Source organism: Streptomyces sp. SAJ15, from assembly GCF_007595705.1.
Lineage (GTDB): Bacteria > Actinomycetota > Actinomycetes > Streptomycetales > Streptomycetaceae > Streptomyces.
The window spans coordinates 440,308-464,054 of the sequence record NZ_NISY01000004.1 but is presented as its reverse complement, the minus strand read 5'-3'; the positions used below and the strand labels follow the sequence as shown (position 1 = coordinate 464,054).

General features: G+C 73.5%; 21 protein-coding genes. 7 read left to right on the top strand and 14 right to left on the bottom strand.

All coding sequences use genetic code 11. From position 1 onward, the window contains the following. Positions 1 to 249: 249 nt before the first annotated feature. Positions 250 to 1,374 (bottom strand): carbohydrate kinase family protein, encoded by a 1,125-nt coding sequence (locus tag CD790_RS14585; protein ID WP_260867575.1) that lies wholly within the window; start codon positions 1,372 to 1,374, stop codon positions 250 to 252. Between the two features lie 326 nt (positions 1,375 to 1,700). Here CD790_RS14585 and CD790_RS14580 point away from each other — a divergent pair, with 326 nt between their 5' ends. Continuing rightward, positions 1,701 to 2,174, top strand: a complete 474-nt coding sequence (locus CD790_RS14580) for an ATP-binding protein (RefSeq protein ID WP_144383628.1) — start codon at positions 1,701 to 1,703, stop codon at positions 2,172 to 2,174. Here the strand turns inward: CD790_RS14580 and CD790_RS14575 are convergent. The 7 genes from CD790_RS14575 to hrcA all read right to left on the bottom strand — a co-directional run bounded on the left by CD790_RS14575 (position 2,101) and on the right by hrcA (position 8,583). Then, on the bottom strand, positions 2,101 to 3,045 hold the full coding sequence (locus CD790_RS14575; protein WP_144383627.1) for a ribonuclease Z: 945 nt from the start codon (positions 3,043 to 3,045) through the stop codon (positions 2,101 to 2,103). The genes CD790_RS14580 and CD790_RS14575 overlap by 74 nt on opposite strands. Positions 3,046 to 3,051: 6 nt before the next feature. Beyond that, on the bottom strand, positions 3,052 to 3,411 hold the full coding sequence (locus CD790_RS14570; RefSeq protein WP_144383626.1) for a histidine triad nucleotide-binding protein: 360 nt from the start codon (positions 3,409 to 3,411) through the stop codon (positions 3,052 to 3,054). Positions 3,412 to 3,491: 80 nt separating this feature from the next. Next, the gene (locus CD790_RS14565) at positions 3,492 to 3,980 is read right to left on the bottom strand and encodes a hypothetical protein (RefSeq protein WP_144383625.1); all 489 of its coding nucleotides are present in this window, start codon (positions 3,978 to 3,980) and stop codon (positions 3,492 to 3,494) included. A gap of 496 nt (positions 3,981 to 4,476) precedes the next feature. After that, the gene (locus CD790_RS14560; protein ID WP_144383624.1) at positions 4,477 to 5,214 is read right to left on the bottom strand and encodes a 16S rRNA (uracil(1498)-N(3))-methyltransferase; all 738 of its coding nucleotides are present in this window, start codon (positions 5,212 to 5,214) and stop codon (positions 4,477 to 4,479) included. Continuing rightward, positions 5,211 to 6,302 (bottom strand): nitronate monooxygenase, encoded by a 1,092-nt coding sequence (locus tag CD790_RS14555; protein WP_144383623.1) that lies wholly within the window; start codon positions 6,300 to 6,302, stop codon positions 5,211 to 5,213. The genes CD790_RS14560 and CD790_RS14555 overlap by 4 nt, the downstream gene beginning before the upstream one ends. A gap of 124 nt (positions 6,303 to 6,426) precedes the next feature. Beyond that, on the bottom strand, positions 6,427 to 7,566 hold the full coding sequence (dnaJ, locus tag CD790_RS14550) for a molecular chaperone DnaJ (RefSeq protein WP_144383622.1): 1,140 nt from the start codon (positions 7,564 to 7,566) through the stop codon (positions 6,427 to 6,429). Beyond that, the gene (hrcA, locus tag CD790_RS14545) at positions 7,567 to 8,583 is read right to left on the bottom strand and encodes a heat-inducible transcriptional repressor HrcA (protein WP_144383621.1); all 1,017 of its coding nucleotides are present in this window, start codon (positions 8,581 to 8,583) and stop codon (positions 7,567 to 7,569) included. Between the two features lie 303 nt (positions 8,584 to 8,886). On the opposite strand from hrcA, the gene CD790_RS14540 reads away from it, so the two are divergent. Together CD790_RS14540 and CD790_RS14535 are read left to right on the top strand one after the other, a co-directional pair. Then, positions 8,887 to 9,648, top strand: coding sequence for an MBL fold metallo-hydrolase (locus CD790_RS14540; protein ID WP_399217526.1), 762 nt, complete (start codon positions 8,887 to 8,889; stop codon positions 9,646 to 9,648). A gap of 9 nt (positions 9,649 to 9,657) precedes the next feature. Continuing rightward, a complete protein-coding gene (locus CD790_RS14535) occupies positions 9,658 to 10,485 on the top strand; it encodes a DUF3097 domain-containing protein (protein WP_144383620.1) in 828 nt (275 codons plus the stop codon). Here CD790_RS14535 and CD790_RS14530 read toward each other — a convergent pair whose 3' ends face one another. The 4 genes from CD790_RS14530 to lepA form a co-directional block, all read right to left on the bottom strand. Further along, positions 10,486 to 11,040 (bottom strand): Uma2 family endonuclease, encoded by a 555-nt coding sequence (locus CD790_RS14530; protein ID WP_144383619.1) that lies wholly within the window; start codon positions 11,038 to 11,040, stop codon positions 10,486 to 10,488. A 102-nt stretch (positions 11,041 to 11,142) separates the two neighbouring features. Beyond that, positions 11,143 to 12,375, bottom strand: coding sequence for a radical SAM family heme chaperone HemW (gene hemW / locus CD790_RS14525; protein WP_144383618.1), 1,233 nt, complete (start codon positions 12,373 to 12,375; stop codon positions 11,143 to 11,145). Positions 12,376 to 12,567: 192 nt separating this feature from the next. Then, positions 12,568 to 14,454, bottom strand: a complete 1,887-nt coding sequence (locus CD790_RS14520) for a long-chain fatty acid--CoA ligase (RefSeq protein ID WP_144383617.1) — start codon at positions 14,452 to 14,454, stop codon at positions 12,568 to 12,570. A gap of 302 nt (positions 14,455 to 14,756) precedes the next feature. Then, entirely contained in the window at positions 14,757 to 16,628 is a 1,872-nt protein-coding gene (lepA, locus tag CD790_RS14515) for a translation elongation factor 4 (RefSeq protein ID WP_144383616.1), read from the bottom strand. 213 nt (positions 16,629 to 16,841) lie between these two features. Here lepA and rpsT point away from each other — a divergent pair, with 213 nt between their 5' ends. Together rpsT and CD790_RS14505 are read left to right on the top strand one after the other, a co-directional pair. Further along, positions 16,842 to 17,108, top strand: a complete 267-nt coding sequence (rpsT, locus tag CD790_RS14510; protein WP_144383615.1) for a 30S ribosomal protein S20 — start codon at positions 16,842 to 16,844, stop codon at positions 17,106 to 17,108. 422 nt (positions 17,109 to 17,530) lie between these two features. Then, positions 17,531 to 18,448, top strand: a complete 918-nt coding sequence (locus tag CD790_RS14505; protein ID WP_260867574.1) for a hypothetical protein — start codon at positions 17,531 to 17,533, stop codon at positions 18,446 to 18,448. Between the two features lie 127 nt (positions 18,449 to 18,575). On the opposite strand, the gene holA is transcribed toward CD790_RS14505, so the two are convergent. Beyond that, the gene (gene holA, locus CD790_RS14500; protein WP_144383614.1) at positions 18,576 to 19,568 is read right to left on the bottom strand and encodes a DNA polymerase III subunit delta; all 993 of its coding nucleotides are present in this window, start codon (positions 19,566 to 19,568) and stop codon (positions 18,576 to 18,578) included. Between the two features lie 57 nt (positions 19,569 to 19,625). Here holA and CD790_RS14495 point away from each other — a divergent pair, with 57 nt between their 5' ends. Together CD790_RS14495 and CD790_RS14490 are read left to right on the top strand one after the other, a co-directional pair. Then, positions 19,626 to 19,877, top strand: coding sequence for a hypothetical protein (locus tag CD790_RS14495; RefSeq protein WP_144383613.1), 252 nt, complete (start codon positions 19,626 to 19,628; stop codon positions 19,875 to 19,877). Positions 19,878 to 19,896: 19 nt separating this feature from the next. After that, on the top strand, positions 19,897 to 20,280 hold the full coding sequence (locus CD790_RS14490; RefSeq protein WP_144383612.1) for an STAS domain-containing protein: 384 nt from the start codon (positions 19,897 to 19,899) through the stop codon (positions 20,278 to 20,280). An 80-nt stretch (positions 20,281 to 20,360) separates the two neighbouring features. Here the strand turns inward: CD790_RS14490 and CD790_RS14485 are convergent, their stop codons facing one another. Next, a complete protein-coding gene (locus tag CD790_RS14485) occupies positions 20,361 to 23,642 on the bottom strand; it encodes a hypothetical protein (RefSeq protein WP_144383611.1) in 3,282 nt (1,093 codons plus the stop codon). Positions 23,643 to 23,747: the final 105 nt, after the last annotated feature.

Sequence of the window (23,747 nt, the reverse complement as noted above, 5' to 3'; positions counted from 1 at the left end):
CCTCCTCCCCTTCTCTCGCTCCACCCGGCGGTGCGCATGCCGCATCCATGCCGTATGACCACCTCGCCCCATGAGTGCGCCGACATCCGCAGGCGCGTACGGCCCCGCTCGGGCCTCCCGATGCCCGAAGGCGTCCCATGATGGCAAGCACCGCTCCCCACCCGCCGGGCTTTGGCCATAACAGGGCCACCGCCGCCCGTGGCCCCGCCCCGCCGTCTCCGCCTCCCGCGCACCCGCGGGGCCGGGGGGTCAGGACGAGCGGAAGCCGATCGTCGGCACGGCCCTGCGGAGCGGCCAGGGGCGGTGGGTGGCGGGCAGTATCCGGTCCAGGAAGTCGTAGCGGGACAGCGCGCACGGCGCGGAGCCCATCGGTCGCGCCGAGCGCAGCGCCTTCGCCCGCTCCCACCAGGCCGCGATCTCCGCCCATCCGGGCGCGGACAGGGAGCCGCCGAACTCCTGAACCGAGAGCGCGGCGGTGAGCCCCGCGAACGCCAGCCGGTCGGCCAGCGGCCAGTCTGCGAGGGTGCCGGTCACGAAGCCCGCCATGAAGACGTCCCCGGCGCCGGTGGGGTCCAGCGCCTCGACCGCGATGGCGGGGACCTCGGCGGTCTCGCCGGTGCGCCCGTCCACCGCGTACGCCCCCTCGGCGCCGAGGGTGACCACGGCCAGCGGCACCAGGTCCGCCAGCGCCCGGGCGGCGGCGCGCGGGCAGTCGGTGCCGGTGTAGCGCATCGCCTCGGCCGCGTTGGGCAGGAACGCCTCGCAGTGCTCCAGGTCGGACAGGTCGGCCGGGTCCCAGCGGCCGGTGTCGTCCCAGCCGACGTCGGCGAAGATCCGGCTGCCCTGGCGGGCGGCCTGGGCGATCCACTCCTCGCGGCAGCCGGGCACCAGCGAGGCGATGGCGGCCCGCGCCGTCGGCGGGGTGTCCGGCGCGGGCTCCGGCGGGGGTGCCTCATGGCCGTGGGAGACCATGGTGCGCTCGCCCTCGTACGCCATGGAGACGGTGACCGGGGAATGCCAGCCGGGGACGGTGCGGGACAGCGAGAGGTCGATGCCCTCCCCCTGGGCGAGGGCGTCCCAGCAGTACTCCCCGTAGTGGTCGTCGCCGAAGGCCGCGGCCAGCGAGGTGCGCAGGCCCAGCCTGGCCAGCGCGGTGGCCATGTTGGCGACCCCGCCGGGGCTGGACCCCATGCCGCGCGCCCAGGACTCGGTCCCGCGCACCGGGGCGGAGTCCAGGCCGGTGAAGATGATGTCGAGGAAGACGGTGCCGGTGAGGTAGACGTCCCGGGGCGGATCGGCGGGCGTGCGCAGGGCGGCGAGCGGGTCGAGCAGCGGGCTGTCCGCCCCGAACTGATCACTGCTGTGTGTCGTCACCGTGCGCTCCCCGGGTCGCTCCGCGCTCCGCGCCGGCATGGCGCCGCGGTGAGGGGTCAGCGAGGCGTCACGCCACCGATGTGCTGTGGTCTGGCCAGTGTGCCTCATGTCACTGACAACGCCCCGTCGCGGCCCCCCGGCCGGCGGTCCCGGCCCGCGACCCGGCCCGCGCGCCGGCCCCGCGTGATAAAGGCGCGCATGTGGTGCTCAACACGCTTGCGCGGGGCAGCCCTTGCGGGTCAGGCTGTGGCCCCCGTCCGCCGAAGACCGCGCACACCGCATGGCGGGTGGTGGTCGCGTGTGCCCGGTGCGAAGGGTCCCCCCCCATGACAGATCACGTGGTTGAGAGCTCCTCCGGTCTGCGCGTCAGCGTGACGGCGGTGACCGCCCACCCGGAGGAGATCCAGCATGTGCGGCGGCTGGCGAACGAGCGGCTGCGTCACTGGGGTCATGCGAAGGAGCTCCGGCAGGTGGTCGCCCAGGGCATCAGCGAGCTGCTGACCAACGTGCACAAGCACGTCGGCCACGGCGCGCCGTGCACCCTGACGCTGGCCCAGCGCCCCGAGGGGGTCGTCGTCATGGTGCACGACACCAGCCCGCGCATGGCGGTGCCGGCCGAGGCGGCGTGGGACTCCGAGACGGGGCGCGGACTCTCCCTGCTCCAGGCGATGGTGGCCGAGCTCCGGTCGGAGCCCACGCCGACGGGGAAGGTGGTGTCCTTCCTCGTCACCCACCGGACGCGGGACGCGGCTGACGACGCTTGGGCAGCGGCACCCGCATCAGATCACGGGCCACGGTGAGCTCTCCCGCGAAGCCCGCGGCCCGCGCCTGACGCTCGAACTCGGCGGGGTCGCCGTACCGCTGGGAGAAGTGGGTCAGCACCAGGTGCCGCACCCCCGCCCCGACGGCGACCGCGGCCGCCTGGCCGGCCGTCAGATGGCCGTGCTCGACGGCCAGCGACTCGTCCTCGTCCAGGAAGGTGGACTCGATGACGAGCATGTCGCACCCCTCGGCGAGCGCGTGGACCCCCGCGCACAGCCGGGTGTCCATGACGAACGCGAAGCGCTGACCGGGGCGCTCCTCGCTGACCTTCTCCAGCCGGACCAGACGGCCGTCGGCGCCCTGGACCTCCCCCTCCCGCTGGAGCTGTCCGATCCGCGGCCCGGCGATGCCGTACTCGGCCAGCGCCTCGGGCAGCATCCGGCGGCCGTCGGGCTCGACCAGGCGGTAGCCGTAGGACTCCACCGGGTGGGAGAGCCGGCGCGCCTCCAGGGTGTAGCCGCGGCAGGCGGCCAGCACCCCGTCCTCCGCCACCGGCCGCTCGGCCAGCTCGACGGTCTCCCGGTAGGCGGTGGCGTACCGCAGCCGGTCGAAGAAGCGCTGGCCGCTGGCCGGGTAGTGCGCGGTGACCGGGTGCGGCACCCGGTCCAGGTTGATCCGCTGGATCACCCCGGCCAGGCCCAGGCTGTGGTCGCCGTGGAAGTGCGTGACGCAGATCCGGTCGATGTCGTGCGCCGCGACCCCGGCGCGCAGCATCTGCCGCTGGGTGCCCTCACCGGGGTCGAAGAGGATGCCGTCGCCGTCCCAGCGGAGCAGATAGCCGTTGTGGTTGCGGTGCCGGGTCGGGACCTGGCTGGCGGTGCCCAGGACCACCAGTTCTCGTGCGGACAAGGGAACTTACCCCGGAGGCCACTGGAGGCCGCGGCCACCGAGCACATGCGCGTGGGCGTGGAAGACGGTCTGGCCCGCGCCCGTGCCGGTGTTGAACACGATCCGGAAGCCGGTGCCCTCGATCTTCTCCTCGGTGGCGACCTCGCCGGCCTCACGCAGTATGTCCGCGGCGATCGTCGGCTCGGCGGCCGCGAGGGAGGCGGCGTCCGGGTAGTGCGCCTTGGGAATCACCAGGATGTGCGTCGGGGCCTGGGGATTGATGTCACGGAAGGCGACGGTGGTCTCGCTCTCCCGGACGATGGTCGCGGGCACGTCTCCCGACACGATCTTGCAGAACAGGCAGTCGGCCTGCGGTTCTCCCGCCACCGGTGGGCTCCTCCGGGTCGTCGGCTCGTACGGTTCCGTACGGTGGGGATGCTACCGGGCGGTCTGCGTCCGGTGCCGCACTACTTGCCGACGGTGGGGGCTGCGGAGGTCCGCGGCGCGGACGGGCCGGTGGCGGGGCCGTCGGTGGGTTGGTGGGCGGTTCGCGTGGCGCCGTCGGACGGCCGCTCGCCGCCGTCGCCGTCACCCTCCCCGCTCCCGCCGCCCCCACCGCACTCGCCGATCACGTCCGCGCGGAAGACCTGCTTGCCGGCCACCTTGGCCGTCAGATCGCCGCGCACGCACCGCCCTTCGCGCGCATACGTCACGACGCCGGTGACCCGGATCTCCGCGTCGCCCCGCTCGGTCTCACCGCGACAGTCCACCGACGCCTCGCTGGCGGGCGAGGAGGACGCCCCGATCACCTGGTCGCCCTTGAGGTCGGCGGTGCACGTCATCCACCGCACGCCGATACCGCCGCGCTCCAGCGCCCGGGTGGCGACCTTGTCCGTGGTGACGGCCACGCCGATGGCGCTGAGTCCCCGACGCTCCTCGGGTTCGCAGGCCGTCACGGCCAGGACCGCAACTCCCGTGACTCCGGCGGCAAGGAGCCGCCGCACATGTCGTAATGCCCCCATACGGGACAGACTGCCAGCCCGCCGCGCGATCCGGAAGACCGTCGACCGGCCCATCATCGCGGCCGATCGCAGGAACGGCCGCCACCGCGCGCCGGTTCGGCACCGCCGGACTCCGCCGTCGGAGTCGTTCGCCACCGCGGCGGGACGAGACAAGCCACCGCGGAGGGTTGCGGCGGTACGCAGGGCGCGGCGGTAGGGGGCGAGCACCCGCCGCCGAACGGGGCTACCGGGTCAGTTCCAGCGGCCGGTGCGAGGTACGGAGCACCGTGCGACCCAGTCACCACCGCGCGCCGGTTCGGCACCGCCGGACTCCGCCGTCGGGGTCGTTCGCCACCGCGGCGGGACGAGACGGGCCACCGCGGAGGGTTGCGGCGGTACGCAGGGCGCGGCGGTAGGGGGCGAGCACCCGCCGCCGAACGGGGCTACCGGGTCAGTTCCAGCGGCCGGTGCGGCCCAGGAGGAGGGCGGTGGCGGCGGTGCCCGCCGTGGAGGTGCGGAGGACCGTGCGGCCCAGCCGGTACGGTCGGGCGCCGGCCTCCGCGAAGGCGGCGAGCTCCTCCGGGGAGACACCCCCCTCGGGGCCCACGACCAGCACGATGCTCCCCGAGGCGGGGAGTTCCGCGGTGGCGAGCGGTTCGCTGCCCTCCTCGTGCAGCACGGCCGCGAGGTCCGCGTCGCCGAGGAGCGCGGCGACCTCCTTGGTCGTCATCGCGTCGTGCACCTCGGGGAAGCGCACCCGACGTGACTGCTTGCCCGCCTCGCGTGCGGTACTCCGCCACTTGGCCAGGGACTTGGCGCCCCGGTCGCCGCGCCACTGGGTGATGCAGCGGGAGGCGGCCCACGGCACGATGGCGTCGACCCCGGTCTCCGTCATGGTCTCCACGGCCAACTCGCCGCGGTCGCCCTTGGGGAGCGCCTGGACGACGGTGATGCGCGGGGCGGGCTCGGGCTCGGCCGCGCCGCCGGCGGTCACCCGGACCACCAGCCGGTCCTTGCCCTCGGCGGCGAGCACGACGCCCTCCGCCCAGGTGCCGCGGCCGTCGGTGAGGACCAACTCCTCACCGGCGCGCAGCCGGCGCACCGACACCGCGTGTCGGCCCTCGGGTCCGTCCAGGACGAACTCCCCGGCCGCCGGCACCGTGTCGACCACGAAGACCGGCGCCGTCATGACGCCACCCCGTCGCGCGGGGCGGCCGACTGCCCGGCCCGCGCCGCCTCCAGCTCGCCGACCAGCACCTCGACCAGCCGCCCGGCGGGCAGTTCGCGCGCCAGCCGGTGGCCCTGGCCCGCCCACAGCGCCATGCCCTGCGGGTCGCCGATCTTCGCCGCCGCCTTGCGCAGGCCGGAGGTGAGGTGGTGCACCTGGGGGTAGGCGGCGGGCGCGTACGGGCCGTGTTCGCGGATGAAACGGTTGACCAGGCCGCGGGCCGGGCGGCCGGAGAAGGCTCGGGTCAGCTCGGTGCGCGGGAACAGCGGGTCGGTCATGGCCGCCTTGTGCAGCGGGTTGGCCGCCGACTCGGGGCAGACCAGGAACGCCGTGCCCAGCTGGGCCGCGCTCGCGCCGGCCGCCAGCACCGCCGCGATCTGCCCGCCGCGCATCAGTCCGCCCGCCGCGATGATCGGGATCCGCACGGCATCCCGGACCAGCGCGGTCAGCGTCAGCAGCCCGGTGCCGGCGCCGGCGCCGTCGGCCTGCGGGTCGTCGCGGTGCGTGCCCTGGTGGCCGCCCGCCTCCACGCCCTGGACGCACACCGCGTCGGCGCCCGCCCACTGCGCCGCCTCCGCCTCCTCCGGCGAGGTGACGGTGACCACGGTGCGCGTGCCGGCCTTGGCGAAGGCGTCGAAGACGGCGCGCGAGGGGCAGCCGAAGGTGAACGAGACCACCGGCACGGGGTCGTCCAGCAGGATCGCCAGCTTGACCTCGTAGGCGTCGTCGTTGCCCGAGTCGGGGTCGCCCAGCGGCGTCTCGTACCAGGTGGCCTCGGCCGCGAGCTGCTCGCTGTAGACCTCGACGGCGGAGGGGTCGGCGGCGGCCGGCTGCGGCATGAACAGGTTCACCCCGAAGGGGCGTTCCGTCTGGGCGCGGAGCTGTTTGATCTCCTCGTACATCGCCTCCGGCGTCTTGTAGCCCGCGGCGAGGAAACCGAGGCCACCCGCGTCGGAGACGGCGGCGGCGAGCCGGGGACAGGAGGCGCCACCGGCCATGGGGGCCTGCACGATCGGGTACCGATAGAGATCGGTCAGCGCGGAGGACATGACCACATCGTGTCACGTCCCCCGTACCGCACAGTACCGACCTCGGGCCTCGGCCGCGGCCGGGCGCCCGAGGGCGAGGCGGAGCCCGGGGAGCGCGGCTCCCCGGGCTCCGCGTTCAACGGGCCTAGCGCCCGTTGAACGCGTCCTTCAGACGCGAGAACAGGCCCTGCTGCCCCGGCTTGAACTCGCCCGTCGGGCGCTCCTCGCCGCGCAGCTTGGCGAGCCGGCGCAGCAGCTCCTCCTGCTCCGGGTCGAGCTTGCTGGGCGTCTGCACCTCGACGTGGACGACGAGGTCGCCACGGCCGCCGCCGCGCAGATGGGTGACGCCGCGCTGGTGCAGCGGGATCGACTGACCGGACTGGGTGCCGGGCCGGATGTCGACCTCTTCCATGCCGTCGAGCGTCTCCAGCGGCACCTTGGTGCCGAGCGCGGCCGCCGTCATGGGGATGGTGACCGTGCAGTGCAGGTCGTCGCCGCGACGCTGGAAGACCGGGTGCTGAAGCTCGTGGATCTCGACGTACAGGTCGCCCGCCGGGCCACCGCCCGGGCCGACCTCGCCCTCGCCGGCGAGCTGGATCCGGGTGCCGTTGTCCACACCGGCCGGGATCTTGACCGTGAGCGTGCGGCGGGAGCGCACCCGGCCGTCGCCGGCGCACTCCGGGCACGGGGTGGGCACCACGGTGCCGAAGCCCTGGCACTGCGGGCAGGGGCGGGAGGTCATGACCTGGCCCAGGAAGGACCGGGTGACCTGGGAGACCTCGCCACGGCCGCGGCACATGTCGCAGGTCTGCGCCGAGGTGCCGGGGGCCGCGCCCTCGCCGGTGCACGTGGTGCAGACGACGGCGGTGTCGACCTGGATGTCCTTGGTGGTGCCGAACGCCGCCTCGTCGAGCTCGATGTCGAGGCGGATCATGGCGTCCTGGCCGCGCCGGGTGCGGGACCGGGGTCCGCGCTGCGAGGCGGTCCCGAAGAACGCGTCCATGATGTCGGAGAAGTTGCCGAAGCCCGCGCCGAAGCCGCCGGCGCCGGCCCCGGCACCGCCGGTGCTGGAGAGCGGGTCGCCGCCGAGGTCGTAGACCTGCTTCTTCTGCGGGTCGGAGAGGACCTCGTAAGCGGCGTTGATCTCCTTGAACCGCTCCTGGGTCTTCGGGTCCGGGTTGACGTCCGGGTGCAGCTCACGAGCGAGCCGGCGGAACGCCTTCTTGATCTCGTCCTGCGAGGCATCCCGCCGCACGCCCAGGACTGCGTAGTAGTCCGTCGCCACTTACGACTCCGCCAGGATCTGTCCGACGTAACGTGCCACTGCGCGTACCGCTCCCATCGTTCCGGGGTAGTCCATGCGGGTCGGTCCGACCACGCCGAGTTTGGCGACCGCCTCGTCGCCCGAACCGTAGCCGACCGCGACGACGGACGTGGACGTCAGCCCTTGGTGGGCGTTCTCGTGCCCGATGCGTACGGTCATGCCCGGATCCTTGGCCTCGCCCAGGAGTTTCAGGAGCACGACCTGCTCCTCCAGGGCCTCCAGGACGGGCCGGATGGTGAGAGGAAAATCATGTCCGAAGCGGGTCAGATTGGCGGTGCCGCCGATCATCAACCGTTCCTCGGTCTCCTCGACCAGGGTCTCCAACAGGGTGGCCAGGACGGCCGAGACCGTGCCGCGGTCGTCCACCTCGAAGGAGTCGGGCAGGTCCTGGACGAGCTGCGGGATGTCGGCGAAGCGCCGCCCCACCACCCGGCCGTTGAGCCGCGCCCGCAGGTCCGCGAGGGTCGTCTCGCCGACCGGGGCGGGGCACTCCACGTGCCGCTGTTCGACCCGTCCGGTGTCGGTGATCAGCACCACCATGACCCGGGCCGGTCCGAGCGCCAGCAGCTCGACATGGCGCACCGTCGACCGGCTGAGCGACGGGTACTGCACCACGGCGACCTGCCGGGTCAGCTGGGCCAGCAGCCGGACCGTGCGCCCCACCACGTCGTCCAGGTCGACGGCGCCGTCCAGGAAGTTCTGGATGGCGCGCCGCTCGGCCTGGGAGAGCGGTTTGACGCCGGCGAGCTTGTCCACGAACAGGCGGTAGCCCTTGTCGGTGGGGATGCGGCCCGCGCTGGTGTGCGGCTGGGCGATGTACCCCTCGTCCTCCAGGGCGGCCATGTCGTTGCGCACCGTGGCCGGGGAGACGCCGAGCCGGTGGCGCTCGGTGAGCGCCTTGGAGCCGACCGGCTCCTCGGTGCCCACGTAGTCCTGGACGATGGCGCGCAGCACTTCGAGTCTGCGTTCACTCAGCATGGCGCACACACACCTCCAGTCCGGCCGCTGCTCGGGGCTTGAAGTCTCTTCCCCCTGGCACTCACCTGAGCCGAGTGCCAGATCTTCCGGGCCCAGTGTACGGCCGGGTGCCAGGGCCCGGGCAAGGGCCGGCCTCGCCGCACCGGCCCCGCACCGGCCGCGCACCAGCCCTGACCAGCTCGTCCGGGCCGGTCCTGGCCCTGGCCGGGCCCGGTTCCGCCCCGCTCCCGGGGGCGCGGCCGGCGACCGCGAGCCGCCCCGGGCGCCCGCGCGACGCCGTCGTGCTGGCGCTAGCGTCTCCCTATGAGCAGCGATGGGGAAGAGGCCGGGATGAACGGTGACGGCGACCGGGCGCGCTGGGAGCGACTCGCGCCGGGGGTCGCACGACGCCGGCTGCCGGGCTGGGACGCGACGGTGGGGGCGATCGCCGGCGAGACGGGGGTGCTGGTCGTCGACACCGGCTCCACGCTGCGGGAGGGGGCGGAGATCCGCCGGGAGGTGACCGAGCTCTTCGGCCGTCGCCCGACGCACATCGTGCTCACCCATCCGCACTTCGACCACGTCCTGGGCACCGCCGCCTTCGCGGGCTGCGAGGTGTACGGGTCGGTGGGGCTGGCCGGGCTGCTGGAGCGGGAGCGGGACGAGCTGCACGGAAGCGCGGTCCGGCAGGGTGTGGACGCGGACGCGGCGGCCGAGGCCGTCGACTTCCTGGTGCTGCCCCACCATCCGGTCACCGGGGAGCTCGCCGTCGACCTGGGCGACCGTCGGGTGCTGCTCGCCGACCTCGGCCCCGCCCACTCCAGCCACGACCTGGTGGTGCTGGTCCCCGGCGCGCCCGCCTCCGGCGAGCCGCCGGTGGTCTTCTGCGGCGATCTGGTGGAGGAGTCCGGTGAGCCGCAGGCCGGCCGGGACGCGCTCCCCGGTCGCTGGCCCGCCGCCCTGGACCGGCTGCTCGACCTGGGCGGCGAGGACGCGCGGTACGTCCCGGGGCACGGCGCCGTGGTGGACGCGGCCTTCGTGCGCCGCCAACGCGCCGAGCTGGCGGCGCGGTTCGGGGTGGCGTAGCGTCTCCCGGTGCGCAGCAGACAGTACGACCCGGACCTGACCCCTCCGTGGAAGCGGAGCGCTCCCGCGCCCGAGGTGCCCGCCGATCCCGATCTGGTGGTCGAGGAGGTCGCCACCGGCTTCTGCGGCGCCGTCGTCCGCTGTGAGAAGACCGCCCAGGGCCCCACCGTCACTCTTGAGGACCGCTTCGGCAAGCACCGGGTGTTCCCCATGGAGCCGCGCGGCTTCCTGCTGGAGGGCCGGGTCGTCACCCTGGTCCGACCGACGGCCCCGGCCCGGCAGGCGGGTCCCCGGCTGACCGCCTCCGGTTCGATCGCGGTGCCCGGTGCCCGCGCCCGCGTCGCCCGCGCGGGCCGCATCTACGTCGAGGGACGCCACGACGCCGAGCTGGTGGAGAAGGTGTGGGGCGACGACCTGCGCGTCGAGGGCGTGGTGGTGGAGTACCTGGAGGGCGTCGACGACCTTCCGGCCCTCGTCCGCGACTTCGCCCCGGGCCCGGACGCCCGGCTGGGCGTGCTGGTGGACCATCTGGTCCCCGGTTCCAAGGAGTCCCGCATCGCCGCCGAGGTGACGGGCGACCACGTCCTGGTCGTCGGCCACCCGTACGTGGACGTCTGGGAGGCGGTCAAGCCCTCGTCCGTGGGCATCCCCGCCTGGCCGACGGTCTCCCGCGGGGTGGACTGGAAGACCGGTGTCTGCCGCGCGCTGGGCTGGCCGGAGCACACCGGCGCGGCCTGGCAGCGGATCCTGGGCTCGGTCCGCACCTACAAGGACCTGCGGCCGGAGCTGCTGGGAAGGGTGGAGGAGCTGATCGACTTCGTGACGGCCCCCGCCTGATCAGGGCAGCGTACGGAAGCGGCTGGTGTCCAGTTCGATGCCGAGCACGTCGAGCGGGACCGGCTCCCCGAAACCGGTGGTCCGCTGCGCCTGGTACTTGGCCTCGTAGCCGGCACCGACGGGGGCCGTGAGCAGAAGGCACTCGGCGGCGAACGGATCGATGATCAGGTAGGCGGGCACCCGGCCGGCCGCGTAGATGGAGCGCTTGGCCCCGTAGTCACGGTCCCGACTGGTCTTGGAGACCACCTCCACCACGAGGGACACATCCGGGGAAGGGATCAGGGCCTCGGGCCCCTGGAACGCCTCCCGCTCAAGGACCACGAGGTCGGGCTGCGGCTCACTCTCCTCGCCCGGGATCGCGACGGCCTGCGTCGTCTTCCGCTGCCACTTCTCGATGGGGATCTGCGCCTGCACCCACTCGACGATGTCGTTGTGCACCCAGCTGGGCGCGGCCATCATCACGATTTCCCCCCTGAGGAGCTCGACCTTGATGCCCTCGGGAACGTCGAGGTTCTCGAAGATCTCGGTCATTCGGCGCTCATCCACAGCGGTCATCTCCGTGGTCTCCTCCACATCCGCCGCGTGCTTGTAACGGCAGCCTATGGAGAGCGTAGGCGGGTAGTCGGCGTATGCGCGTCAGTTCACCCGAACAGGTAATCAGTCCACCAGATCGCGCACCACCGCGTCGGCCAGCAGCCGCCCGCGCAGCGTCAGCACCGCGCGGCCGGCGTCGTACGGGCCCCGCTCCAGCAGCCCGTCCGCCAGGGCGCGCTCGGCCGCCGCGCGGCCGGCCGGCTTCAGCAGGTCCAGCGGGCAGCCCTCGGACAGCCGCAGCTCCAGCAGGATCCGCTCGACCCGACGGTCCTCCTCGGCGAGGACCTCGCGGCCCGCGCCGGGCGACCGGCCCTCGCTGAGGGCCTGGGCGTAGGCGCCCGGGTGCTTGACGTTCCACCACCGCACGCCGCCGACGTGGCTGTGGGCGCCGGGACCCGCGCCCCACCAGTCGGCGCCGCGCCAGTACAGCTCGTTGTGGCGGCAGCGGCCCTCGGGGGTGGTGGCCCAGTTGGAGACCTCGTACCACTCGAAGCCGGCGGCCGACAGCCGGTCCTCGGCGATCAGATAGCGGTCGGCGTGCACGTCGTCGTCGGTCATCGGGACCTCGCCGCGCCGGATGCGCCGGGCGAGCTGGGTGCCCTCCTCGACGATCAGCGCGTAGGCGGAGACGTGATCGGGCTCCGCGCCCAGCGCCGCGTCCAGGGAGGCGCGCCAGTCGTCGTCGCTCTCGCCCGGCGTGCCGTAGATCAGGTCCAGGTTGACGTGCTCGAAGCCGGCCGCGCGGGCCTCGGCGACGCAGGCCTCGGGGCGGCCCGGGGTGTGGGTGCGGTCGAGGATCTTCAGCACATGCCGACGGGCGCTCTGCATGCCGAAGGAGACCCGGTTGTATCCGCCGTCGCGCAGCTCGGCGAGGTAGCGCGGGCCGACGGACTCCGGGTTGGCCTCGGTGGTGACCTCGGCGTCCGGCGCCAGCCCGAACTCCTCCCGGATGGCGGCGAGCATCCGCCCCAGATCGGCCGCGGGCAGCAGGGTCGGGGTGCCGCCGCCGACGAAGACCGTCTGGACCGGGCGTGGGTCGTCGCCCAGCACCTCGCGCGCCAGCCGGATCTCCTCGATCAGCGTGTCGGCGTAGTTCTCGCGCGAGGCGAGGGCGCCGCCGGAGCCACGCAGCTCGCTGGCGGTGTACGTGTTGAAGTCGCAGTAGCCGCAGCGGGTGGCACAGTACGGCACGTGCAGGTAGAAGCCCAGCGGCCGCCCGGCCGCACCCGCCAGCGCGTCACGGGGCAGCGCCCCGTCGTCGGGCACGGGCTCACCATCGGGCAGTACGGAAGGCATGCAACCCATTGTCCGGCATCGCCGGAGCGACCCGGCCCGCCTCGTGGTGGGGCCGGCCCGGCCGGGGGACGGCCCGCCCGCGAGAACGGTCGGTCCGCGGACGGGGTCGGTCCGCGGAAGATCGGAGGCCGGAGGTGTGGGGGGCCGGATCCGGCCGGCCCCTCACCCTCGCTTCGCCCCGCCGGCGAGGCGCTACGCCTCGCGGGTGCCCGCGTACATCTCCTCCAGGAGGTCCTTGTACTCGCGCTCCACGAAGGGCCGCTTCAGCTTGAGGCTCGGCGTGAGCTCCCCGTGCTCGACGTCGAGGTCGCGCGGGAGCAGCCGGAACTTCTTGATCGTCTGCCAGCGCTGGAGGCCCTCGTTGAGCCGCTTGACGTAGCCGTCGATCAGCTCGTGCACCTCGGGGGTGGCCACCACCTCGGCGTACGTCTTGCCGCCCAGGCCGTGTTCCTCGGCCCAGCCGAGGATGGTCGGCTCGTCGAGGGCGATGAGCGCGGTGCAGTAGTTGCGGTCGGCACCGTGCACCAGGATGTTGGAGACGAACGGACAGACCGCCTTGAACTGTCCCTCGACCTCGGCCGGGGCCACGTACTTCCCGCCCGAGGTCTTGATCAGGTCCTTCTTGCGGTCGGTGATCCGGAGATAGCCGTCCGGGGAGAGCTCGCCGATGTCGCCCGTGTGGAACCAGCCGTCCGGCTCCAGCACCTCGGCGGTCTTCTCCGGCTGCCCGTGGTAGCCCTGCATGATGCCGGGGCCGCGCAGCAGGATCTCGCCGTCCTCGGCGAACCGGACCTCCAGGCCGGGCAGCGCCTTGCCCACGGTGCCGGTGCGGTAGTTCTCCGGGTTGAGGAAGCTGGCGGCGCTGGACTCGGTGAGTCCGTACGCCTCCAGGATGTGGATGCCGGCGCCGCCGAAGAAGTAGGCGATGTCGGGGGAGAGCGCGGCCGAGCCGGAGACGGCGGCCCGCAGTCGGCCGCCGAACGCCTCGCGCAGCTTGGCGTAGACGAGCTTGTCGGCCAGGGCGTGCTTGGTCCGCAGCCCGAGCGGGACCGCCGCGGTGCCGGTGCGCCGGAAGTTGTCCTGGGAGACCTTGGCGTACTCCCGGGCGACCTCGGCGGCCCACTGGAAGACCTTGTACTTGGCGCCGCCGGCCTCGCGGGCCTTCTTCGCCGAGCCGTTGTAGACCTTCTCGAATATCCGGGGCACGGCGCACATATAGGTGGGTCGGACCACCGGCAGGTTCTCGATGATCTTGTCGACCCGGCCGTCGACGGCCGTGGCGTGCCCGACGTAGATCTGCCCGGCGGTGAGCACCTTGCCGAAGACGTGCGCCAGCGGCAGCCACAGGTACTGCATGTCGTCGGGGTAGAGCAGATCGATGTTGCCGATGGCGACGGCCATGTACGACCACGCGTCGTGGGCCAGCCGCACGCCCTTGGGGCGCCCGGTGGTGCCGGAGGTGTAGATGAGCGTCGCCAGCTGGTCGGCGCGGAGCGCGTCGATCCGCTCCCGGACGGAGTCGGGGTGCTGGGCCAGGTGGGCCTCGCCGCGCCGCTCCAGCTCGGCCAGCGAGAGCACCCAGCCGTCCGGGTCGTCCGGGGCGGCCACCGCGTCCGCTTCCTCGATGACCACCACGTGCGTCAGCTCGGGCAGCCGGTCGCGCTGCTCGCGCGCCTTGGCGAGCTGGGCGGCGTCCTCGGCGATCAGCACCCGGCTGCCGGAGTCGGCGAGGATGAACGCGGTCTCCTCGGCGTTGGTGCTGGGGTAGACGGTGGTGGTCACCGCGCCGGCGCAGAGCACGCCGAGGTCGCTGATGATCCACTCGACGCGGGTGCCGGCGGCGATCGCCACCCGCTCCTCGGGGCGCACCCCGAGGGCGATCAGGCCGGCGGCGACATGGAAGACCCGATCGGCGGTCTGCCGCCAGGTCAACGGGCGCCACTCGTCGGGGCCCTCGCCTGAGGCGGGCGGCACCGGGTAGCGGAACGCCTCGTTGTCGGGTGTCTTGTCGACGCGCCGAAGGAAGTGCGTCGCCAGGGACGGCGGCCGGTTCTCTAGCAACGTCTTCGTGTCGGTCACGGCATCCTCCGGGGCCCGCCTCAACGCTCGTCGACCGACGCCGTCGACCCTCGACTTCCGTCGATGGTCGGACTCCGTCGGCCGACTCGTCTTATTGACTCGTGGGTAACCTTCGAGTGGAGATCAGCGTAGAGGCCGTATCCGCTGTTGGTAAGGGTCTGGCGGGGACGTTGTCCGCGGAACTCGGATCAAGGGCCCGGCGTGGTGCGCCGGACCCTTGTCGGGGTCGGTGTGACGACCCGGCCGCGGATTCCACGGCCGCGCCTCACGGGCGCTCCTGGCGAGCCCGTGAGGCGTACGGATTACTTCTTGCCCTTGCCGCCCGCGGAGTCGTCGCTGGAGAGCACCGCGATGAACGCCTCCTGCGGGACCTCCACGGAGCCGACCATCTTCATCCGCTTCTTGCCTTCCTTCTGCTTCTCCAGCAGCTTCCGCTTACGGGAGATGTCACCGCCGTAGCACTTGGCGAGGACGTCCTTGCGGATGGCGCGGATGGTCTCGCGGGCGATGACCCGGGAGCCGATGGCCGCCTGGACGGGGACCTCGAAGGCCTGCCGCGGGATGAGCTCCTTGAGCTTGGCGACCAGGCGGACGCCGTAGGCGTAGGCGTTGTCCCGGTGGGTGATCGCGGAGAACGCGTCCACCTTGTCGCCGTGCAGCAGGATGTCGACCTTCACCAGCTGGGAGGTCTGCTCGCCGGTGGGCTCGTAGTCCAGCGAGGCGTAGCCGCGGGTCTTGGACTTCAGCTGGTCGAAGAAGTCGAAGACGATCTCGGCGAGGGGCAGGGTGTAGCGGATCTCCACCCGGTCCTCGGAGAGGTAGTCCATGCCGAGCAGGGTGCCGCGACGGGTCTGGCAGAGCTCCATGATCGAGCCGATGAACTCACTGGGCGCGAGGATGGTGGCGCGCACCACCGGCTCGTAGACCTCGGAGATCTTGCCCTCGGGGAACTCGCTCGGGTTGGTGACCGTGTGCTCGCTGCCGTCCTCCATGAGCACGCGGTAGACCACGTTGGGGGCGGTGGCGATCAGGTCGAGCCCGAACTCGCGCTCCAGGCGCTCGCGGATCACGTCCAGGTGGAGCAGGCCGAGGAAGCCGACGCGGAAGCCGAAGCCCAGCGCGGCGGAGGTCTCCGGCTCGTAGACCAGCGCGGCGTCGTTGAGCTGGAGCTTGTCGAGGGCGTCGCGCAGCTCCGGGTAGTCCGAGCCGTCCAGCGGGTAGAGGCCGGAGAACACCATCGGCTTGGGGTCCTTGTAGCCGCCGAGCGCCTCCGTGGCGCCCTTGGTCTGCTGGGTGATCGTGTCACCGACCTTGGACTGACGGACGTCCTTCACACCGGTGATGAGGTAGCCCACCTCGCCGACGCCGAGGCCGTCGGCCGGCAGCATCTCGGGCGAGTTGGTGCCGATCTCCAGCAGCTCGTGGGTCGCGCCGGTCGACATCATCCTGATGCGCTCGCGCTTGCCGAGCTGGCCGTCGACGACACGGACGTAGGTCACGACACCGCGGTAGGAGTCGTAGACCGAGTCGAAGATCATCGCGCGGGCGGGGGCGTCGGCCACGCCCACCGGGGCCGGGACCTCCCGCACCACGCGGTCCAGCAGGGCCTCGACGCCCATGCCGGTCTTGGCCGAGACGCGCAGCACGTCGTCCGGGTCGCAGCCGACCAGGTTCGCGAGCTCCTCGGCGAACTTCTCGGGCTGCGCGGCCGGCAGGTCGATCTTGTTCAGCACGGGGACGATGGCGAGGTCGTTCTCCATCGCCAGGTAGAGGTTGGCGAGGGTCTGCGCCTCGATGCCCTGCGCGGCGTCGACGAGCAGGATGGTGCCCTCACAGGCCGCCAGCGACCGCGACACCTCATAGGTGAAGTCGACGTGCCCAGGCGTGTCGATCATGTTGAGGATGTGGGTACGGCCCTGGTCGGGCCCCGTGGTCGGGGCCCACGGCAGACGGACCGCCTGGGACTTGATGGTGATGCCGCGCTCGCGCTCGATGTCCATGCGGTCGAGGTACTGCGCGCGCATCTGCCGCTGCTCGACCACTCCGGTGAGCTGAAGCATCCGGTCGGCCAGCGTCGACTTGCCGTGGTCGATGTGCGCGATGATGCAGAAGTTGCGGATGAGCGCCGGGTCGGTACGGCTCGGCTCCGGCACGTTGGTAGGGGTCGCGGGCACGCAGGGTCCTGTGTCTAGGCGGGACGCGGTGTTGGTTCCAGGTGTTGGTTTCCCCCTATCGTCCCATGACCGGGCGGCGCTCTCCGGTTTGGGACGCGTTAGAGCCTGCTGGTAGCCTGGTCCACTGTGCCTCGTGCCCTCTCATGCCGAGGCGCGCCCCGGATCCCCTGGGATCCAAGCGAACCATCCATTCGAACCTGAAAAGGCTCATTCGTGGCGAACATCAAGTCCCAGATCAAGCGGAACAAGACCAACGAGAAGGCGCGACTTCGCAACAAGTCGATCAAGTCCTCGGTCAAGACCGCCATCCGCAAGGCCCGCGAGGCCGTGGCCGCCGGTGACCTCGAGAAGGCCACCGTCGCCGTCCGCGAGGCCAGCAAGAAGCTGGACAAGGCCGCCAGCAAGGGCGTCATCCACAAGAACGCCGCCGCCAACAAGAAGTCGGCGCTGGCGCAGCAGGTCTCGTCCCTCCAGGGCTGACCTCCGCACGTCTTTCCGGAACACCGCCGGGTTCGGACCTCCGGGTCCTGACGAGGCGCTTCTGGAATCCACCGGGGCGTGAAGCCCCCGCCGGAACGGGCACAGCGGTCCCTCTCACCCGCTCCGACCGGCGGCCCGCAGGAGCAGTCCTGTAGAGCAAGCCTCGCTGTCTCGCACAGCGACATCGCGCCGCACGCGGCCTGCGTTCGCCACGCGGGTGCGGCGCACCACAGCTGGTACCGAAGGCCCCTTCCGCCTCCTTTCCCCGGAGGCCGGACGGGGCCTTCGGCGTGGTCGGGCACGGGTGCACGGCAGCGAGTGCGGCCGGGCGCCCCGGGGCGCCGGGGGCGCGGTTGAGGCGTGAGCCGTTTCGTGACCCCGGAAGCGTCTTCGCCCTGTACCCGTTCGGGTACTCTTCGCGCATGTCGATACCGGGGGACCAGACGCCCAACCCGTACCAGCAGCCGCCGCAGCAGCCGGGGATGCCGCCCGCGCCGCCGAACCCGTACGGCCAGGTTCCGCCGCAGCCGCCGCAGCCCAATCCGTACGCGCAGCCTCCGGCCGGTGGGACGCCCATGCCCGGGGCGGCGCCGGGAGCGGTGCCGCCGCCCGCCGGCTTCGGTGCCGTCACACCCCCGTCCGGCTTCCCGGCCCCGCCCGGCGGCGGAGGCGGTGGCAAGGGCAAGGGCTGGCTGTGGGGCGTCGGCGGCGCGGTGCTCGCCTCGGCGGTCTGGGCCGGCACGCTCTTCGCCACCGGCGGCTTCGACGGCGAGGAGAAGGCCGACCTGGCCGGCTACCGCTACAAGGAGGACCTCTGCGCGTCCTCCGACTTCTCCGCCTTCGAGGGCGCCGGGTTCCGGGAGGACACCCCGGACGAGGACGAGAAGAACCCGGAGCACGACGGCTCCGAGCACGCCGCCCTCGACGGGATGTCCTGCGAGATCGAGTACAAGCCGACGGGCGCGTCCAGCGACGACTACTCCTCGGTGAGCGTCTACACCTCCGCCAGCCTGCACAAGAAGACGGATCCGGCGCCCGAGTTCGAGGCCCAGTACAAGGCGTACGAGAGCCTGGATGCCTCCGGGGGCGACAAGTACGTCCTCAAGGACGTCTCCGGCGTCGGCGACGAGGCGTATCTGGTGACCGTGAAGGAGAAGGACGGCGAGGACGACGGGGCCTATGTGATCCTCGGCGTCCGCGACGGCTGGTTCACCTACCAGATCACCTGGTCCGAGTACGTGTCGTCCTCCTCCACCGGGGTCACGGCGGTCTCCCCCGACAAGGCGGGCGAACTGCTGCAGACCAGCGCCAAGGCCACGCTGGCCAAGCTCCAGAAGTAACGGGCCTTCCGCCCCGGTCGTCCGTCGTCGGCCCCGGTCGTCGTCGGTCCCGGCCGTCGTCGGCCCCGGTCCTCATCGGTCCCGGTCGTCGGCGGTCCCCATCCCGGCCCGGTCCCGGGGCCGGGGGTCAGCGGCCGCGGTTCGAGCGGGCGGCGCGGGCGATGGTGACGACGGCCTTCTCCAGGGCGTACTCGGGGTCGTCCCCGCCGCCCTTGACGCCCGCGTCGGCCTCGGCCACCGCGCGGAGCGCGACCGCCACCCCGTCCGCCGACCAACCGCGCATCTGCTGGCGCACGCGGTCGATCTTCCACGGTGGCATGCCCAAGTCGCGCGCGAGATCGGCGGGGCGGGCGCCGCGGGGCGCGGAGGCGAGCTTCCCGATGGAGCGGACGCCCTGGGCGAGCGCGCTGGTGATCAGCACCGGGGCGACGCCGGTCGACAGCGCCCAGCGCAGCGCTTCGAGGGCCTCGGCCGCGCGTCCTTCGACCGCGCGGTCGGCGACGGTGAAGCTCGACGCCTCGGCCCGCCCCGTGTAATAGCGGGCGACGACGGCCTCGTCGATGACGCCCTCCACATCGGCCACCAACTGCGCGCAGGCGCTGGCCAGCTCGCGCAGATCGCTGCCGATGGCGTCGACCAGCGCCTGACATGCCTCGGGGGTCGCGGAGCGGCCGGTCCCCCGGAACTCCGTCCGCACGAACGTCAGCCGGTCGGCGGGCTTGGTCATCTTGGGGCAGGCCACCTCGCGGGCGCCGGCCTTGCGCGCGGCGTCGAGCAGCCCCTTGCCCTTGGCCCCGCCGGCGTGCAGCAGCACCAGGGTGATCTCCTCGGCCGGGGCGCCGAGATACCCCTTCACGTCCTTGATCGTGTCGGCGGAGAGGTCCTGGGCGTTGCGCACCACCACGACCTTGCGCTCGGCGAACAGCGACGGGCTGGTCAGCTCGGCCAGCGTGCCGGGCTGCAGCGCGTCCGGCATGAGGTCGCGCACATCGGTGTCCGGGTCGGCGGCGCGCGCGGCCGCCACGACCTGCTGCACGGCGCGGTCGAGCAGCAGGTCCTCCTGCCCCACGGCGATCGTCACGGGGGCGAGCGGGTCGTCGGTCGTACTCTTCCTGGCCATCGCGGACCAGCATCCCACGAGGGGCTGACACCTCGATCCGTGCCGGAGAATATGCCCGTGAGCGATGTGCGACATGTGCTGGTCCTCCCCGACCGCGACGCGGCGGAGGAGGTGGCCGAGACCGTGGTGGAGCGGTTCGGCCTGACCGAGGAGCCGCAGCTGGTCCGGGACGCGTTGGCGGGCGAGGACGACGCCGAGGACGCCCAGTGGCTGGTGGTGGTCGAGGACACGGCGGGGAACCTCCACGGCGAGGCGCTCCACGAGCTGGCGGAGGAGTACGAGGGATGGCTGGAGAGTCCGGAGTCTTAGCGGGGGCGGTGGCTCGCCGATGGAGCTGAAGGTCGGGTACGAGCACCTGTCCGACACGGTGACCGTGGTGACCGTCGAGGGCGAACCCGATGTCTACGAGGCGCCGAAGCTGCACGCGGTGCTGATCGCGCTGATCGACCAGGGCCGCCATCACCTGGTGATCGACATGAGTGGGGTGCACTGGATCGACAGCACCTGCCTGGGTGTCCTGGTCGGCGCGCTGAGACGGGTACGGCGGGTCGACGGCGGCCTCGCCCTGGCCCCGATCTCCAAGGAGGTGCTGGTGGTGCTCCGCATCACCGGACTCATGAAGGTCTTCGAGAGGTACGGCTCGGTGGCCCGCGCAGAAGAGGCCCTCACCCACGCGGCACGGCGCCGGACCGTCACCTCGACCGAAGGCTAGCCGCAGCGGGGGCGGCCCGCTCTGCCGCGGGGCCGCGCGGTCACAGGGCAACAGGGCAACAGGGCAACAGGATCAAGGAGTCACAGCACCTCGGCGAAGCCGCCGGCCGCGTCGAGGCCGTGGCGCCGCCGGCGCGGCTCAAGCCGCCGGCCGCCGCCCGGGCGCAGCACGCGCAGCAGCCCGCCCCACGCCTCGGTGTCGCCCGCGTCGACGGCCGTGCGGTACGCCTGTTCCGCGCGGCGCCGGTCGCCGGTCTCCTCGTACAGTCGGGCCAGGTCGCCCCAGGCGTCCGTGTCGCCCAGGGCGGTCGCGGCGAGGTAGGCGCGTTCGGCCGCCGGGGCGTCACCGTGTTGTTCCCGAACCCGGCCGAGGGCCGCCCAGGCGCCGGTGCCGCCGACGTCGACCGCCCGTCGAACGGCGCACTCCGACCCCCGCCGGTCCTCGGCCCGCTCCCGGATCCGGGAGAGCGCGGCCCAGGCGTCGGGGTCGCCGTTCTCGGCGGCCTCGTCGGCCGCGCGCTCGGCGCCCACCCGGTCCCCCGCCGCCTCGCGCAGTCGGGCGAGCACGGTCCAGATCTCGGCGTCCCCGGTGCGGGACGCCTGGGCGGCGGCGTACTCGGCGCCGTCGCCGTCGCCCGCCGCCTCCCGCAACCGGGCCAGCGTGCTCCACGCCTCGCCGTCGCCGTCCCGCCCGGCGTCGACCGCGGCGCGCTCGGCGCCCGGACGGTCCCCGCACTCCTCGCGGAGCCCGGCCAGGCGGGCGAGGGCGCTGCTGGCGCCGGTGGCCGCGGCGGCCGCGTAGCCGCGCTCGGCCCCCGGCAGGTCGCCCTGCTGCTCCAGGAGCCGGGCCAGCACGCTCCACGCCTCGGCGTCCCCGTACTCGGCCGCGCGGACGGCCGCCTCCTCCGCCCCGGCCGGGTCTCCGGACCGCCGGCGCAACTGGACCAGGTGGGTCCAGGCGGCGGTGACCCCTGCCGCGGCGGCCTGACCGTAGGCGGTCTCGGCGCCCGGCACGTCCCCGGCCCGCTCGCGCAGCCGGGCCAGGCCCAGCCAACCCCAGGGCTCTCCCGCTGCCGCGGCCGCCGCGTAGGCGCGCTCGGCGGGCTCGACCGGCGCTCCCTCGACTCCCGCCGTGGCCGCCGTACCCCCCGGTTTCGGGGCTTCCTCCGGTCGCGAGGCGTGGGCGTCCACCCTGGGGACGCACCGGCCGGGTGGGGCGGGGAGGCGGGTGCCCGTGCCCCTCGGCAGGCGGCCTTCCAGGGCCGGTTCCGCCCCGCGCGGCGGCGAGGTGCGGCTGCCGTTCGCGGTCGCGCCCTCGTGCACTCCCGTGCCGTTCGCGGTGCCGCCCCCGCCGACCGGGTCGGGCCCCGACGCCGGGTCCGACGGCCTGCCGGTGACCGTCCCCGTTCCCGCCCCCGGCGCGGGCCGCGCTCGGGAGCGGGCCGGGGAGGAGCGCTCGCGCAGCCGGGCCAGGGTGAGCCACACCTGCGGATGTCCCTCGGCGGCCGCGCGGCAGGCGATCTCCTCGGCGCCCTCCGGATCCTCGGCGTTCTCCCGGATGCGGGCCAAGGGTGCCCAGGCCCAGGGCTCGCCGGTCTCGGCCGCGACGCGGTAGGCGCGCTCGGCGCCGGGCAGGTCGCCGCCGGCCTCACGGGCCATGGCCAGGGCCGCCCAGGCGCGCGGGCAGTCCGCGGCCGCGGCCTCCGCCCCGATGTGGTCGCCGACGGCGTCGAGGAGCGAGGCGAGAGCCGCTCGGGCCGCGGGGCTGCCGTGGTCGACGGCGCGCTGGTAGAGCCGTAACGCGTGGCCGTACCGCCGTCGGTCCTCGGCCGCGTGGCCCAGGGCGTACAGGTCGTCGGCGGTGCGCGCGTGCCGCTCGGCCGCCTGCCAGAGCTGGGCGGGTGGGGCCAGATGGCCGCGCGAGCGGCGCACGCTCTGGTCGAGGTAGTCGGCGGGGTGGTAGCCGTCGGCGGCGCCGAGACCCGGGGCGACCCGGTCCGGGACGAGCGCGGTGAGCGTGCCGTTGGCGTGCGGCCGCGGGCACAGGGCGGCGACGGCGGCGGCGAACCAGTCGCGGTCATGGGTGACCCGCGCGGTGGTCGGGAGGTATCCGGCGACGGCTTCGGCGAGCAGTTCCGCGGGGAGCGCGCTGGTGTGCCCCAGGCGTCGGGCGTCGACCGCCGCGGTGAGGACCGCGTGTTCGATCTCGGTGAAGGCGTTGCCCGGCCCCTCGTCGTACCGGCGCACCAGCTCCGGGCCGCCGGTGAGCTGTTGCAGCACCCGGGCCTCGGCCCCGGCCACCCGCAGCGCGGCGGCCAGCCGCGGGTCTCGCGCGGCGGCCTCGCCGACGCGCGGCAGGCCGCCGGCGAAGTGGTCCGGCACATGGATCTCGGCCCGATGGAGCTCCAGCAGGCCACGGGCGTGGAAGTTCCGGTCCTGCGTTCCGGCCGGACGCGCGGTCAGCTTGCGCGCGTACTCCGGCCACATGCTGCCGACCACCGCGAGCGGGGTGACCCGCTCCAGCAGGGTGGCCAGGGCGCGGGCCGCGACCTCTCCCGCGGTACCGGAGAGGTAGCGCTGGGTCTCGTTGAGCCACAGCACGCTGCGGGCGTCGACGGCGTCGGCGGCGACCCAGCCGGCGAGCTCCTCCGCGTCGGCGGGGAACAGCAGCGGCCAGCCGGGCAGTTCGGCGCGCACCGCCTCGTAGCCGGCGCGGGTCTTGCCGGTGGACGACTGGCCGACGAGCACGACCAGCACGGACTGCCGGCTGACCGCCGCCTGCCGCAGCCGGTCCCGCAGGGTCTCGTCGTGGTTGCGCTCGATGTAGGGGGTGAGCGGATCGGTCCGCTGGCCGTCGGCGGCGACGGCGTGGTGCACCCCGAGCCGGAACGGGCCCCACTCCTCGACGGTCCGCAGCGGCGGCACGGGGTTCTCGTTGGCCGCCACCCACAGCTCACGGGTGCGGGCGACCACCTCGGCGGGGTCCCGACCGTGGTCGGCCTCGCGGCCCAGCACGGCCGCCACCGACTCGGCGTCCTGGAGCCTCGGCAGCCGTCCGCCGCTCAACAGCCGGGCGACGGTGTCCTTGCCGGGGGCGCCGGGAAGGCCGTCGTCCTCCGCGATGAGGGCGGCGATGCCCTCCAGGCTGGGCGCGCCCGCGGTGAGGTAGAGCCGGTACAGATACCGCTTGAACTCGCGCAGCGCGCCCGGCGGCACGCGCGGCGGGGCGACCGTCCGCGGTTTGCGTCCCTCACCGCGTCCGTCCCGTCCGTCGCCGCGTCCCTCGCTCCCCCCGTCGGCCCTGTCGTGCTCCCCGTGGCCACCGCCGCGGCGGTGGCCCCGGCCCTCCTCATCGCGTCCCATCGCATCCCCTCCTCGGCCGGCCCCGGCCCCGTCGCCACCCGTCGCCTCCGGTCGACGCCCTCGTGCCCGGCCCCATCGTGGAAACCACCGGCGGCGCACCACCGC

Excerpts from the sequence above, each read along its gene's own strand:
- CD790_RS14555 (WP_144383623.1), bottom strand. The coding sequence starts at position 6,302 with ATGTCCTCCGCGCTGACCGATCTCTATCGGTACCCGATCGTGCAGGCC.
- CD790_RS14540 (WP_399217526.1), top strand. The coding sequence starts at position 8,887 with ATGAGCAGCGATGGGGAAGAGGCCGGGATGAACGGTGACGGCGACCGG.
- CD790_RS14560 (WP_144383624.1), bottom strand. The coding sequence starts at position 5,214 with ATGACGGCGCCGGTCTTCGTGGTCGACACGGTGCCGGCGGCCGGGGAG.
- CD790_RS14505 (WP_260867574.1), top strand. The coding sequence starts at position 17,531 with ATGTCGATACCGGGGGACCAGACGCCCAACCCGTACCAGCAGCCGCCG.
- holA (WP_144383614.1), bottom strand. The coding sequence starts at position 19,568 with ATGGCCAGGAAGAGTACGACCGACGACCCGCTCGCCCCCGTGACGATC.
- CD790_RS14580 (WP_144383628.1), top strand. The coding sequence starts at position 1,701 with ATGACAGATCACGTGGTTGAGAGCTCCTCCGGTCTGCGCGTCAGCGTG.
- hrcA (WP_144383621.1), bottom strand. The coding sequence starts at position 8,583 with ATGCTGAGTGAACGCAGACTCGAAGTGCTGCGCGCCATCGTCCAGGAC.
- CD790_RS14485 (WP_144383611.1), bottom strand. The coding sequence starts at position 23,642 with ATGGGACGCGATGAGGAGGGCCGGGGCCACCGCCGCGGCGGTGGCCAC.
- CD790_RS14490 (WP_144383612.1), top strand. The coding sequence starts at position 19,897 with ATGGAGCTGAAGGTCGGGTACGAGCACCTGTCCGACACGGTGACCGTG.
- hemW (WP_144383618.1), bottom strand. The coding sequence starts at position 12,375 with ATGCCTTCCGTACTGCCCGATGGTGAGCCCGTGCCCGACGACGGGGCG.
- CD790_RS14530 (WP_144383619.1), bottom strand. The coding sequence starts at position 11,040 with ATGACCGCTGTGGATGAGCGCCGAATGACCGAGATCTTCGAGAACCTC.